This window comes from Anaerolineae bacterium (assembly GCA_014360855.1).
Lineage (GTDB): Bacteria > Chloroflexota > Anaerolineae > JACIWP01 > JACIWP01 > JACIWP01.
On the sequence record JACIWP010000076.1, the window covers coordinates 1 to 12,021 of the forward strand.

At 63.9% G+C, this 12,021-nt stretch carries 15 protein-coding genes; 10 read left to right on the plus strand and 5 right to left on the minus strand.

The window, feature by feature from the left end:
- Positions 1–172 precede the first annotated feature (172 nt).
- The 6 genes from H5T60_05815 to holA all read left to right on the plus strand — a co-directional run bounded on the left by H5T60_05815 (position 173) and on the right by holA (position 5,085).
- Positions 173–553, plus strand: a complete 381-nt coding sequence (locus H5T60_05815; protein ID MBC7241945.1) for a response regulator — start codon at positions 173–175, stop codon at positions 551–553.
- Between the two features lie 78 nt (positions 554–631).
- On the plus strand, positions 632–1,030 hold the full coding sequence (locus H5T60_05820; protein MBC7241946.1) for a response regulator: 399 nt from the start codon (positions 632–634) through the stop codon (positions 1,028–1,030).
- Between the two features lie 69 nt (positions 1,031–1,099).
- Positions 1,100–1,891, plus strand: coding sequence for a polyprenol monophosphomannose synthase (locus H5T60_05825; protein ID MBC7241947.1), 792 nt, complete (start codon positions 1,100–1,102; stop codon positions 1,889–1,891).
- Positions 1,892–1,920: 29 nt separating this feature from the next.
- Complete coding sequence (locus H5T60_05830) at positions 1,921–3,486, plus strand: response regulator (protein MBC7241948.1); 1,566 nt, start codon at positions 1,921–1,923, stop codon at positions 3,484–3,486.
- 22 nt (positions 3,487–3,508) lie between these two features.
- Positions 3,509–4,051, plus strand: coding sequence for a hypothetical protein (locus H5T60_05835; protein MBC7241949.1), 543 nt, complete (start codon positions 3,509–3,511; stop codon positions 4,049–4,051).
- Positions 4,048–5,085 carry a DNA polymerase III subunit delta gene (gene holA, locus H5T60_05840; protein MBC7241950.1) on the plus strand — a complete coding sequence of 346 codons (1,038 nt, stop codon included), beginning with the start codon at positions 4,048–4,050 and terminating at the stop codon, positions 5,083–5,085. The genes H5T60_05835 and holA overlap by 4 nt, the downstream gene beginning before the upstream one ends.
- A gap of 46 nt (positions 5,086–5,131) precedes the next feature.
- Here holA and H5T60_05845 read toward each other — a convergent pair whose 3' ends face one another.
- The 4 genes from H5T60_05845 to H5T60_05860 are packed head-to-tail and all read right to left on the minus strand — an operon-like array spanning position 5,132 to position 7,155.
- Entirely contained in the window at positions 5,132–5,380 is a 249-nt protein-coding gene (locus H5T60_05845) for a hypothetical protein (protein MBC7241951.1), read from the minus strand.
- Positions 5,352–5,672 (minus strand): hypothetical protein, encoded by a 321-nt coding sequence (locus tag H5T60_05850; protein ID MBC7241952.1) that lies wholly within the window; start codon positions 5,670–5,672, stop codon positions 5,352–5,354. The genes H5T60_05845 and H5T60_05850 overlap by 29 nt, the downstream gene beginning before the upstream one ends.
- A gap of 14 nt (positions 5,673–5,686) precedes the next feature.
- Complete coding sequence (locus H5T60_05855; protein ID MBC7241953.1) at positions 5,687–6,058, minus strand: hypothetical protein; 372 nt, start codon at positions 6,056–6,058, stop codon at positions 5,687–5,689.
- Entirely contained in the window at positions 6,055–7,155 is a 1,101-nt protein-coding gene (locus H5T60_05860; protein MBC7241954.1) for a DNA translocase FtsK, read from the minus strand. Before H5T60_05860 ends, H5T60_05855 begins: the two co-directional genes overlap by 4 nt.
- A gap of 232 nt (positions 7,156–7,387) precedes the next feature.
- Between H5T60_05860 and xth the strand changes: the two genes are divergently transcribed.
- Genes xth through H5T60_05880 form a run of 4 tightly spaced genes read left to right on the plus strand, consistent with a single transcriptional unit; the run spans position 7,388 to position 10,840 of the window.
- Positions 7,388–8,161, plus strand: a complete 774-nt coding sequence (xth, locus tag H5T60_05865; GenBank protein MBC7241955.1) for an exodeoxyribonuclease III — start codon at positions 7,388–7,390, stop codon at positions 8,159–8,161.
- 47 nt (positions 8,162–8,208) lie between these two features.
- Positions 8,209–9,306: a DUF362 domain-containing protein gene (locus H5T60_05870; protein ID MBC7241956.1), complete on the plus strand. Its 1,098-nt coding sequence runs from the start codon at positions 8,209–8,211 to the stop codon at positions 9,304–9,306.
- Positions 9,307–9,353: 47 nt separating this feature from the next.
- Positions 9,354–10,187 carry an exosortase/archaeosortase family protein gene (locus H5T60_05875; protein MBC7241957.1) on the plus strand — a complete coding sequence of 278 codons (834 nt, stop codon included), beginning with the start codon at positions 9,354–9,356 and terminating at the stop codon, positions 10,185–10,187.
- Positions 10,160–10,840, plus strand: a complete 681-nt coding sequence (locus H5T60_05880) for an exosortase-associated EpsI family protein (GenBank protein MBC7241958.1) — start codon at positions 10,160–10,162, stop codon at positions 10,838–10,840. The genes H5T60_05875 and H5T60_05880 overlap by 28 nt, the downstream gene beginning before the upstream one ends.
- 49 nt (positions 10,841–10,889) lie before the next feature.
- On the opposite strand, the gene H5T60_05885 is transcribed toward H5T60_05880, so the two are convergent.
- On the minus strand, positions 10,890–12,021 hold a 1,132-nt coding region (locus H5T60_05885), incomplete at its 5' end, for a hypothetical protein (GenBank protein MBC7241959.1).

The window sequence follows — 12,021 nt, forward strand, 5'->3', positions numbered from 1 at the left end:
GTATGTTAGTGTCACGACGCCCTCTCTGCTCTATGGTTGGTTTCGCAACTACCAAATAGCAGGAGGACGTCGTACTGTCAAAAGTGGGTAAGACCCAGCGTTCGCAAAGATTGACAATCCTATCTTTCCCGGATATGATGCATACTCTGCTAGCCCTGACAGGGGGACAACGATGTGCGGCATGCCGGCTGTCAAGGTCTTGGTCGTGGACGATGAGCAAGATACCCGCAAGCTGGTTCGCCTGACCCTGGAACGGCGGGGCTGGACCGTCAAAGAAGCCGCCGGCGGGGAAGAGGCACTGCAACTGCTGGGGCAGGAGCACTTTGACCTGGTGCTTCTGGACATCATGATGCCGCGGGTGAGCGGCTACGATGTGCTCCAGCGCGTGCGCTCCGATGAACGCCGGCACAACACCAAAGTGGTATTCCTGACCGCCAAAGGCCGCTCTGACGAGGTGGACTACGGCCTGGAGCTGGGAGCCGATGGCTACATCGTCAAACCCTTCTCCACCCGCGAGCTGATCAATTACTTGAGCGGCATTATGGCGGCGTAACGCAAAACCGTGTGGTTGCTATCCTGCCCGGCCGGCAGACGACTTCAGCACATAGAGCCAGTACGGAAGGATACTTCTGTGGGAACGCACGCTCCGACGATCCTGATCGCCGACGACGACAAAGAGTTGGTACATCTGATGGCCTCCGCGCTGACCAGGGCCGGCTACGAGGTGCTCACCTGCTTCGAGGGACAAGAAGCCCTACAGGTGATTCAGGAAAGGGCCGGACAAATCGATCTCGTCATCCTCGATGTGCTGATGCCCAAGCTGGACGGCGTCGAGGTCGCACGGCACATGAAGGACGACCCGTCTACCAGCCATATCCCCATCCTGCTATGCACCGGTCAGGGCGAGGAGACCATCGTCAAGGGGATGGACGTGGGCGGGGTGGACTACATCACCAAGCCGTTCAGCATGCGCCAACTGCTGGTACGGGTGGGAGTGTTGGTACAGCGGTTCGTCCGAGCGGATCAGTAGCGCGAGAAAGACGCCGGCCTCGGCGCAGTATGCACCTCCGCCGGCCAACCATATCCCTGGGTAATAGGCATGAGCTATCTGGTCGTCATCCCAACCTACAACGAGCGAGACAACATCTCCCAGTTAGTCCCCAAGATACTTGCACATGGGGACGCTTTTCACATCCTTATCGTGGACGACAATTCCCCCGACGGCACCGGCGAACTGGCCGAAGAGCTGGCCCGCCAGGAGCCGCGCGTGCACGTCCTGCATCGGCCAGGAAAATTGGGGCTGGGGACAGCGTACGTCGCCGGCTTCCGCTGGGGCCTGGATTTCGGGGCGGAACTCATCTTCGAGATGGACGCCGACTTCTCCCATGACCCGGCCATGCTCCCCGTATTCGTCGAGGAGATTGGCGACTGCGACCTCGTGCTGGGTTCCCGCTACGTGCCCGGCGGGGGTGTGCGCAACTGGCCCCTTCCCCGCCGGCTGATGAGCCAGGGCGGAAGCCTGTACGCCAGAACTATCCTGGGCGTCCCCATCCGGGATCTGACCGGCGGCTTCAAGTGCTTCCGCCGGCAGGTGCTGGAATCCCTGCCGCTGGACGAGGTGCAGACCACCGGCTATGCCTTCCAGATAGAGATGACCTATCGGACCCTGCTGGCCGGCTTTCGCGTCAAGGAAATCCCTATCATCTTCGTGGACCGGGTGCAGGGCACATCGAAAATGTCGCGCCGGGTCTTCCTGGAAGCGGTGATCGCCGTTTGGCGCCTGCGCTTCTCCCTCCCGCGCCCGCATCAGCCGTTCGCGGTCCTGCCGCCGGCGGCCCCCAGCCGCTACCTAATGGAAGGGGTGAATGCTGGCCGGCCGGGCATATCGTAACGTTCAGCGCTTGTGCAAGGGGCGGTGCTATGGCAAAGGAACGCATCCTGGTCGCCGACGACCATAAAGAGAACGTGCAGTTCATCAGTGACGCCGTCCTCACTCCTCACGGCTTCCGCCCCATCGTCGCCTACGACGGCCAGGAGGCCCTGCGCAAAGCCGTTGAGGAGAAGCCGGACCTCATCCTGCTCGACCTGCAGATGCCCAAAATGGACGGCCTCACCGTGCTGGAGCGCCTGCAGGAGCAGGGGGTACGCGTGCCGGTGGTGTTGATGACCTTTCACGGCTCCGAGGAAATCGCCGTGCGCGGCTTCCGGCTGGGGGCCCGCGATTACGTGATCAAGCCTTTCACCGCCCAGGAAATGCTGACCGCGATCGAGGGCGCCCTGCTGGAAAGCCGGCTGCGCGCCGAACGGGACGCATTGATGGCCCGCCTGATGCAGGCCAACCAGCAGTTGGAGCGCCGGCTCCGCGAGATGCGCACCCTCTACGCCGTCGGCCAGTCCGTGCTCTCGGTACTCGATACCGATGTGCTCCTGCGCAGGATCACCGACGCAGTGATCTACCTGCTCCCCGTTCAGGCGGTCTATGTCCTGCTCCCGCAGGCCGGCGGCCTGCAGATCGTTGCGGAAGGCTACCGCGATCGCTCCAAGTCCGCTGTGTGGAAACTGCCGACAGCCTGCATCCAGCGCGCGCAGGAGACACTGCACGACGGCAAGCCCGCTGTGGCCAGCGAGGGAGACGCCGGCCCCACATATGCCTACATACCCCTGGTCCTGCGCGATGCCGCGCTGGGTGTCCTGATCGCGCAGTGGCCGGCGGGAGTCAGCCGGCCGGACGAACACCATTTGCAGTTGTTATCCATGCTGGCCGGCTATGCCGCCATCGCCCTGCATTACGCCCAGGACTTCGAGAACCTCCAGGCGGAGGAGGAGCGCGAGAAAGAGCGCATCCGCCAGTACTTCCAGATGTACGTCCCCCCGTCGGTGGTGGAACGCATCCTGTCTGACCCGGAGGCCATCCAGCTTGGCGGCGTGCGGCGCGAGGTCAGCGTGCTGTTCGCCGACCTGCAGGGGTTCACCGCATTGAGCGAACGGCTGGCCCCCGAAGAACTCATCAACGTGCTCAATCAATACCTGTCCGTCATGGCGCGCACCGTAATGGCGTTCGAGGGCACCGTGGACAAATTCTTGGGGGACGGCATCATGGCAATTTTCGGCGCGCCGCTCCCGCAGGCGGACCATGCCCAACGGGCCGCCCAGGCGGCGCTGGGACTGCGCAGTGCCGTGGCGCGCCTGCACGAGCGCCTGCCGGCACACCTGCGTCTGGAAGTCCATATCGGCATCGGCACGGGCGAGGTCGTGGTCGGCAACGTCGGGACCGAACAGGCGCGCAATTACACCGCCATCGGCGATGCGGTGAACGTCGCCCGCCGGCTCCAGGAAATGGCGCGCCCGAACCAGATCCTCCTCAGCGAACAAACCCTGCAGTACATCTATGACCGGGCAGAGGTGCGCGCGCTCGGTCCGATATCCCTGGCCGGCCGCCGGCAGGAACTGCGCGTCTTCGAACTGCTGGACCTGCGCGATGCATGACTTCCCGCAAGAGGGTAGAAACATGAGCCTTGAAGGGATAACTGGAGCGGAATCGCCCATGCAGTGGTTGGGCCGGCTGTTTCAGCGCACCCGCCAGAACCACGCGGTGGAACATGCCACCGTCCACATCCTGGCCCAGCGCTATCCTGGCCTGGAGGTGATGGGCCGGAGCACGCCGGCGGGCTTTTATATTTACGGCGCCGTGCCCACCGAGGCGCTGGTGTCCGCGGTCAACGAAGCGCTGGCGCGTCTGCGCGCCGGCCAATCCCATCTGGCGGTGCACCCGCGCTGCGGCACCAACCTGGCCGTTAGCTCCCTCGTCGGGGGCCTGGTGGTCTCATTGTTCCTGCGCCGGCGGCGCGCCCCATGGTGGGAGGAATTCCCCCAGCTCCTGCTGGCGCTCAGCACCGCCCTCTTCCTCTCCCAGCCGCTGGCCTATACCGTGCAGAAACACATCACCACGGACGCCCATATCGGGAACCTGCAGATCCGCCGCGTGGAGCGCCGCCTGCTCGGGGGGAAAATGCCGGTACATTACATCGAGCTGGGCGCGGGGGACGCATGATTTATCTAATCTTCGGCAGGGATGAGTTCTCCTGCGAGGAAGCCCTGCACAAGCTACTGCAGGAGCATGCCGCTGGCACCCCGGGGGCCGAGTGGAACCGCACCCTCCTGGAAGGCGGCCGGCTGAGCTTGTCGGAACTGCGGCACCACTGCGACTCCCTGCCCTTCCTGGGCGAACGCCGGCTGGTCATCGTGCGCGGACTGCTCACCCGCCTGTCGGGCGGCGCCGCGTCCGCCGGCGAAGAGGAGGCGCAGGAAGCCGCTCAAGAGGGGCCGGCCGTTTTCGCCCGAGCACTGCTGGAATACCTGCAGGTACTCCCCCCTACCACCGACCTGGTTCTGTATGATCCCGGGCTGGAAGGAAAGGCTGTCCGCACCCGCATCCTGGAATGGGCCAAAAAGCAGTCGGAGATGTGCAGGGTCTGGGAGTTCACCCCGAAACGGGGCAAAGAGCTGTTGGATTGGATGGCTCAGCGCGCCGGCATGCACGGCGTCAGGCTGGATGCCGGCGCACAAAGCGCGCTGGCCAATGCCGTCGGCGAAGACCTGCGCGCCCTGGACCAGGAGATCACCAAGCTGGCGCTGTATGCAGGGCCGGGCGGGACCATCACCGCCGAGCATGTGCGCCTGCTGACCCCCCACACCCGCGAGAGCAGTATCTTCGTCATTGTGGATGCCATCAGCGAGCGGCGCTGGCAAACAGCGATCGCCGAAATGCGCAAGCTGATGGAAGAGGGCGCCCATCCGCAGTACATTTTCCACATGATATACCGCCAGTTCAACCTGATCGCTCAGGCCAAGGGGCTGGAGGGGGAGCGCCTTTCGCCGGCGGCCCTGGCGAAAAAGCTGGGCGTCCACCAGTTCACCGCCGAGAAAGTGCAGAAGCAGGCCCTGCGCTACCGCAAAGAGGAACTGCAGTCCATCTATGACCGCCTGCTGGAAGCGGACCAGGCGGTGAAAACGGGCCAGATGGAAGCGGCGGTCGCGCTGGAATGGCTCGTCGTGCGGCTGACCAAAGCCCCGCAGAAGATATAAAAGGCCGGAGCGGGCGTTCGGCCCGCTCCGGAAGAATGGGGGGCAGTTATTGGGGATTTTCCTCCAGACCGATCCAGAAGTGATGGGGAAGGATGTTCCCCATAGGAACGACCCGCACGGCAAACCCATTCACCTGGACGAGTCCAGCGGGTGTGCCGGCCAGGGTGTCCGGGTGCACGTAACAGCAGTTGGGCGGCTGGCCGAATTTCTGCCGGTAGCGCACAGCAGCCAGCCGAACCTTTTCCTGTAAAGGCGCATCCGGGCGATTATCGAACCACAGCAAACCGACCCGCATAGCCGGACCTCCTCTGCGGGACTTCCCCCCACTGCGAACGAGGCTCAAACGCCGGCGCGCTGACCACCTGCCAGAGGTTATGCAGGAGATCATGCCGCAGGACGAACAGGCCGGCGGAGCACAACAAGCGGTAATAGCGGTACTGCCGCCGGCGGGGCCAGTCGCGGCATTCCTCCCAGATGCGCTGGACATGGAGCACTTGATGCACCTGCCCGCGCCACCGAAAGCGGTGAGGGAAATACCCCAGCCTCCAGTCCAACAACTGCACCTGTTGAGCATGCGGTGAAGCCATCGTGCCTCTCCCCATTAAAAATACCGCCGTTGACCGGAGATGTCCTCCGGCTCGCCCAGGATCTCGAACTGGCGGGCACTGCCTGAACCGGCCGGCGGCAGGTACGCCATGCTTGACGCGTTCGGATAATACAGGCCGGGATTGGCCACCGGCGGATTGACAATCATGATGTTGGGCACCTGCGGCATGCTGGGCGCGGACGGTTGATCCCCCACGTCATCGCGCCTGACCAGCAAGAGCATCAGCAGGCTGGTGGGAATGCTGGCGGCCACGCCGCACACCATCCCCACCACCACCGCCATCGCCTCACTGCTCATGCGCTTCGCCACCGTGATACAGAGCGCCAGGATGAACACCCCTACCAGCGCGATCACCACCTTTTTCATCTCATCCCTCCACTATTCATCGGAATTGCGTCATTGGCATCGGGGATGGCCGGCACATCCAGGATGGCGCGCCCGGCATACCGGCTTCTGAGCCACTGCACCAGGTGACGGATCGCCGGCTCCGGGATGTGCGCCGCTTGAAACCGGATGACCTGCCCCTGCAGGACCGCCAGCATGTCCCCGCGCCCCATCAGCCGTTCGGCATTGGTGCCGCCCACGCCGGCGGCCAGATAGGCATCCGCCGGGTTCACCACCCGCCCGACAATGCGCATCGGGAAATTACTGCGGAGCAGTGAGCTGATGACCTCGGCGGAGGGCTTTTGGGTGGCGGCAATGACATGCACGCCGGCACCCCTGCCCCTCTGAACGAGCCGCGTCAGGCTCTTCTCCACCTCCTCTCCCCCCTGCATCAGCAGGTCCGCCAGCTCATCCACCACCACGACGACCAGCGGTCGGTCAATCCCCAGCCGGTCGCGGCGCTCCATCTCTATCACAGTATCCGTGATCACGGCGACGGCATCGGGAATGGTGCTGGCCGGCGGATACAGCAGATGGGGAAGCCCATCAAAGACCCGCAGACCGCGCCCTTTCGGGTCCACGAGCACGATCTGACACTCGCTCTGGCGGTGAAGGTAAGCCATGCTGGCCACGACCGCGCGCAGAAGTTCCGTTTTGCCCGAGCCGGTGGTCCCGCTCACAAGGATATGCACCACATCAGGACTGCTCAGCCGCACCATGAGGGTCCTACCGCCCTTTTCGACGCCCAGGACAGCGGTGCCGGGGACGGCCGGCCGGACCTGCCGGCACAGCTCCAGCAAGGAAACCTTCCTCCCATCCTCGCGCGGGATCTCCACCTTCAGCGTCCCTTCCTCCCGATATATCCGACAGTACGAGACCCCCAGGGCCATGGCGATCTCCTCGGAAAGCTGGGTGATCTTCCGCAGGCGGGTGCCCATCAACGGCGAGAGATTAAAGGTGATGACGCGCGGGGAAATGACCCCGCCCCATACCCGGCCGGCGGCCTGGTGCGCGGCCAGGACCATCTCGATGCGGTCTGCCTGAAGTTCCAGCATGCGCCGCTGGACCGAACCTGCCATGGGGTTCCCTCCGAATAGAACAAACGTTCTATTACAGAGTATATCGCCGGATACCCCCTGCGTCAAGGGGTTTATTTTCCCAAATGTCAGAGTGAGACGTTTGGGATATCTGGCTCCGCCGGCCTGCTCACCCCTCCTTCGCCCGATTTTGCGGTTGTCCCCCTCCATGGTATATTGTGTCTTGCATCTGCCCTGGCTCGTGTTCGTTCGCCCATATGGGGAGCAGTACCCAATGAAAGTCGCGACGTATAACGCCAATTCCATCCGGGCCCGCCTGCCCATCATCCTGGCGTGGCTGGCCAAAGAACAGCCTGACCTGCTCTGCATCCAGGAGACCAAGGTCCAGGATTCGGAGTTTCCTGCCGATGAGATCCGGGCCGCCGGCTACCACGTGGTCTTCCGCGGCCAGAAGGCCTACGCCGGCGTGGCCATCATCAGCCGCGAGCCTCTGCAGGACGTGGTGTTCGGCTTCGACGACGGCGGCGAGCCGGATGAGGCGCGCCTTATCCGCGCCCGGTACGACGGCATCTTCGTCGTCAACACGTACGTCCCACAGGGCCAGTCGGTGGATTCCCCGCAGTTCCAGTACAAGCTGGAATGGCTGGGGCGACTGCGCCGGCTCTTCGAGCGGCACTACTCGCCGGCGGACCCCATCCTCTGGATGGGCGATTTCAACGTCGCCCCCGAACCTATTGACGTGCACAACCCGGAGGGACTGAAAAACCACGTGGACTTTCACCCGCTGGCCCGCCAGGCGCTGGAGCGCGTCCGGGAATGGGGTTGGGTGGACCTGCTCCGCAAGTTCCATCCCGATGAGCGCATCTACACCTTCTGGGACTACCGCGTGCGCGGCGCTATCGAGCGCGGATTGGGCTGGCGGGTAGATCACATCTGGGCCACGCGGCCCCTGGCGGAGAAGTGCACCCGCTGTTGGGTGGACATGGAGCCGCGCCTGGCCGACAAGCCTTCCGACCACACCGTTCTGGCGGCGGAATTCGCCTTGTGAATGATTTTGACTATCATTGACCCTGCACTGCACTACAGGAGGCAGTTATGACCAAGAAATCAGTGGTGGCGGTACTGCGCACCAAACCCGAGACTGTGCTGGATGACTACCGTCGGCTCTGTGAGCTGGCCGGCATGCGCCAGGCGCTGGACCCCTCCGCGACCACCATCCTCAAGGACAATATTAGCTGGCACCTGCTCTATCCCGGCGCCAACACCACCCCCTGGCAGTTGGAGGGCACCATCCTGGCGCTCAAAGACGCCGGCTTCCACGATATCGTGGACGTCCACAACAAGACAGTGGTCACCATCGCTGACCTGGGGGATCGCTACAACAAATTCGGCCCGGTACTGGCCAAATACGGCATCCCGAAGAAGTACAACTTCAAGCCCGAGGACATGACCTGGGTCGAATACAAGCCCAAAGCGAAAATGGCAGTCCTGGACAAGATATACCGCCACGGCATTTACATCCCCGATTACTTTATCGGCAAAAACATCGTGCACCTGCCCACGGTGAAGACCCACAGCTACACCGTCACCACCGGGGCCATGAAGAACGCCTTTGGCGGCCTGCTGAACGTCAACCGCCACTACACCCACACCTGGATCCACGACACGCTGGTGGACCTGCTGGCCATCCAGAAGGAGATTCACGCCGGCATCTTCTGCACCATGGACGGCACCACCGCCGGCAGTGGCCCCGGCCCACGCACCCTCGTCCCGCACCAGAAGGACGTCATCCTGGCGTCGGCGGACCAGGTGGCCATCGACGCGGTGGCCGCCATGATGATGGGCTTCGACCCCATGAAGATCCCATACATCGCCCATGCCACGGAGCGCGGGCTGGGCAACGGCAACCCACGCGATATCGAGATCGTCGGCATGCCCGAGGTGGCCAACGAGCGCTGGAACTTCTCCGTTGGCGTCAACCTGGGCACGGGCGTAGGCATGCTGTTATGGCGCTCCCCGCTGAAGGTCTTCCAGAAGCTCTTTTTCCAGACGCCCCTGGTGAACATCTTTATCTTCGCCAGCGAGTACTATCACGACCATTACTGGTACCCGCGCAAGGGGCGCCCGATTGTGGAGAAGTGGCTGAACGAAAGCCCGTGGGGACGTCTCTTCCAGAGCTATCCCGATGAATAACGCCGGCCCTGCGCCGGCCCCTTCGGCACGGTGAACCTGAGCAGGAAATGAGGACATTGATCCGCAAGCGCCGGCTGTTGGCCGCGATGGCGCTGGCACTGCTGGTGGGCATACTCTATTTTCCGACCCTGCGCTGGTTGGCGCATGAGTGGTGGAGCAACGATTATTACACCCACGGGCCGCTGGTGCTGATCATCGCCGGCGCGCTCATCTGGCGCCGGCGGCGCGCCTTCTGGTACCGGGCGCCGGACAACCGCGGGCTGTGGGGTATGGGGATCGGGCTGGCAGGGCACCTCATCGGCAGTGCCTGGCGCGCGCCCTATATATCTGCCCTCTCCCTGCCCCTGCTCGTGGCCGGCCTGATCACCTTCTTCGTGGGGCTGCCGGCACTGCGCATGCTGGCCTTCCCCTTGGCCTTTACCTGGTTCGCCGTGCCCCTGCCCTTCGTGGAGCAGGCCAGCGTGCCCCTGCAGACGATCACCGCCTCCGCATCCACTGCCCTGGCGCAGTGGTGGGGCATCCCGGCCCAGGTGCAGGGCGCGCAAATTACCCTGCCTTCCTGCTCCCTGCAGGTGGGCGCGCCCTGCAGTGGATTGCGCTCCATTGTGGCTCTGCTGACCCTGGATGCGCTGTTCGTCTACCTGGTGGACGGGCCGGCATGGGCGCGCTGGGTACTGCTGGCTATGGCCGTGCCGGTGGCGCTGGCGGCCAACATCATGCGCATCGCCATTCTGCTGGTAGTCGCCCATCTCTGGGGGGCAGAAGCCGGCCTGCGCTACTTCCATGATTATTCCAGCCCCGTGCTGTTCGTGGTGGCGGTACTTCTGCTGATGGGGGTGAGCTGGGCGGCGCAATGTCGCGGGATACGCTCCGATATCTGAGCATCGTCGGCCTGCTGGGGTTGGCCATTCTGGCCAGCGCTGTCCTCATGGCGCGCCGGCCGGCGAACCTTTTCCCCTCCTCTGCCCATACCTTTGTGACCGACATTGACAACTGGCGGCAGACCAATCAACAGCGCATCGTGGAAACGCCCTATGACTTTCGCCTGGGCCCCAACCTGGCCGACCTGCCCCTGGAGATCGGGGGGTGGAAAGGGCAGGACATTCCCCAGACCAACCTGGAGGTATTTATCCTGCTGGAGCCCGAACAGTACATCTTCCGCCGCTACGAGGACGCCGCCGGCCGCATCCTCTGGCTCAGCCTCATCGGGAGCCGCAAGTCCAAGAGCTTCCATCCCCCACAAATTTGCTACAGCACCGACGGATGGCAGACAACCCTGAACGCCGTCCCCGTTCCCCTGCGCGAGGGCGATATCTACACCTTGTATCTGGAAGCGAACAAGGCCTCTCAACGCCATTTCATCTGGTATTTCTACATCTGGCCCGACGAAGGGCGCGATCCGGCCGCCGGCCTGGTGCTCTTCAAGGTCACAGTGCCGACCGCCGCAGAGGATACCTCCCCACAGGAAGCCCTGGACATCGCGCAGGGCTTCATCTCCGCCATTTTCACCCGCGCCTCCCGCCCGACGAAATAAAAACTCCCGTCAGGGTTGCCCCTGACGGGAGGATATGGATGTGTCGGCATCATCTGCGCCGGCGGCGAGCCAGGCGTACATAGCTCATCAGCCCCGCCAGCCCGCCGGCCATCAGCATCCAGGTGCCGGCCTCTGGAATTTCCTCGGGCGGCACAGGCGTCGCGGTCGGCGTCGGGGTACGGGTCGGTATCCGCGTCGGTGTGGCGGTCGCCAGCCGTGTCGGGGTGTCCGTGGGCACGGGCGTCCGTGTCGGCGTAAAGGTGCGAGTAGGTGTCGGGACCGTTGCCGTCGGCGTGGCAGTCGGCAATGGTGTTCCCGTGGGCGTCATCGTCGGAGTGAACGTGGCCGGCGGCGTGCCCGTGACAGTCGGCGTGCTGGTGAAGGTCGGCGCCGGCGTGAAAGTGGCCGTAGGCGTCTCGGTCGGGGTGGCGGTAGCGGTTTCTGTGGGAACGGGCGTATCGGTCGCCGTCGGCGGCGGAGTAGCAGTGTCGGTCGGCGTCGGAGTGGCGGTAGCCGGCGGCGTCTCCGTCGGCGTCGAGGTAGCCGGCGGCGTCTCGGTAGCCTGCGGCAGGCAGGGGATGACGTTCAGCCACTGGCAGGCGGGATCATTTTCCGCCACCTCGATCGCATCCAGGCGGGAGCCGTCCTCACGGGTGCGGAAGACGATGGTGTGGGGGCCGGCGCTCCAGGTCAGCACCAGCGGCTGGCCGGTCAGCGCGTTGGAAACCTTGACCCAGGTCCAGCCGGCCTGCGGCAGGTCCCACTGTATCTCCGGCGCTCCATCCACCGAGACAAAGAAGGAGTTGCTGGCGGTATCCGGGCCCCAGGCGCGCGCCCAGATGACGTACTGGCCGGCCTGCGGCACCTCCACCGTGAAGGAGACACTGCCGTTCGCGCCATAGCCCTTGGGGGTAAACACATAATCACATTCCGAGGCCTCGGGATGGTCGCCAATGGTCATGGGTGCGACCAGATCCCCCTGCTCCGCCTCCAGGTGTGTCACCCAGCAGGATGGGGTGGGAGTAGGCGTCGGCGTCGAGGTCGGGGGGAAGACCACCGTGTTTGTCGGTGTGGGTGTGGCCCCCTCGTAAATATCGAAGAAATACACACAGCCGGTCGTTTTTTCCTGGCTGTATGTGCGCACGTCGTCCGGACTGATAATTTCCCAGGCGGGGTCCGGC

Bases quoted from the DNA above. Each gene is read 5' to 3' on its own strand.
- xth (MBC7241955.1), top strand. From the start codon at position 7,388: ATGAAAGTCGCGACGTATAACGCCAATTCCATCCGGGCCCGCCTGCCC.
- H5T60_05860 (MBC7241954.1), bottom strand. From the start codon at position 7,155: ATGGCAGGTTCGGTCCAGCGGCGCATGCTGGAACTTCAGGCAGACCGC.
- H5T60_05850 (MBC7241952.1), bottom strand. From the start codon at position 5,672: ATGGCTTCACCGCATGCTCAACAGGTGCAGTTGTTGGACTGGAGGCTG.
- H5T60_05855 (MBC7241953.1), bottom strand. From the start codon at position 6,058: ATGAAAAAGGTGGTGATCGCGCTGGTAGGGGTGTTCATCCTGGCGCTC.
- H5T60_05835 (MBC7241949.1), top strand. From the start codon at position 3,509: ATGAGCCTTGAAGGGATAACTGGAGCGGAATCGCCCATGCAGTGGTTG.
- holA (MBC7241950.1), top strand. From the start codon at position 4,048: ATGATTTATCTAATCTTCGGCAGGGATGAGTTCTCCTGCGAGGAAGCC.
- H5T60_05870 (MBC7241956.1), top strand. From the start codon at position 8,209: ATGACCAAGAAATCAGTGGTGGCGGTACTGCGCACCAAACCCGAGACT.
- H5T60_05815 (MBC7241945.1), top strand. From the start codon at position 173: ATGTGCGGCATGCCGGCTGTCAAGGTCTTGGTCGTGGACGATGAGCAA.
- H5T60_05825 (MBC7241947.1), top strand. From the start codon at position 1,100: ATGAGCTATCTGGTCGTCATCCCAACCTACAACGAGCGAGACAACATC.
- H5T60_05880 (MBC7241958.1), top strand. From the start codon at position 10,160: ATGTCGCGGGATACGCTCCGATATCTGAGCATCGTCGGCCTGCTGGGG.
- H5T60_05830 (MBC7241948.1), top strand. From the start codon at position 1,921: ATGGCAAAGGAACGCATCCTGGTCGCCGACGACCATAAAGAGAACGTG.
- H5T60_05845 (MBC7241951.1), bottom strand. From the start codon at position 5,380: ATGCGGGTCGGTTTGCTGTGGTTCGATAATCGCCCGGATGCGCCTTTA.
- H5T60_05875 (MBC7241957.1), top strand. From the start codon at position 9,354: ATGAGGACATTGATCCGCAAGCGCCGGCTGTTGGCCGCGATGGCGCTG.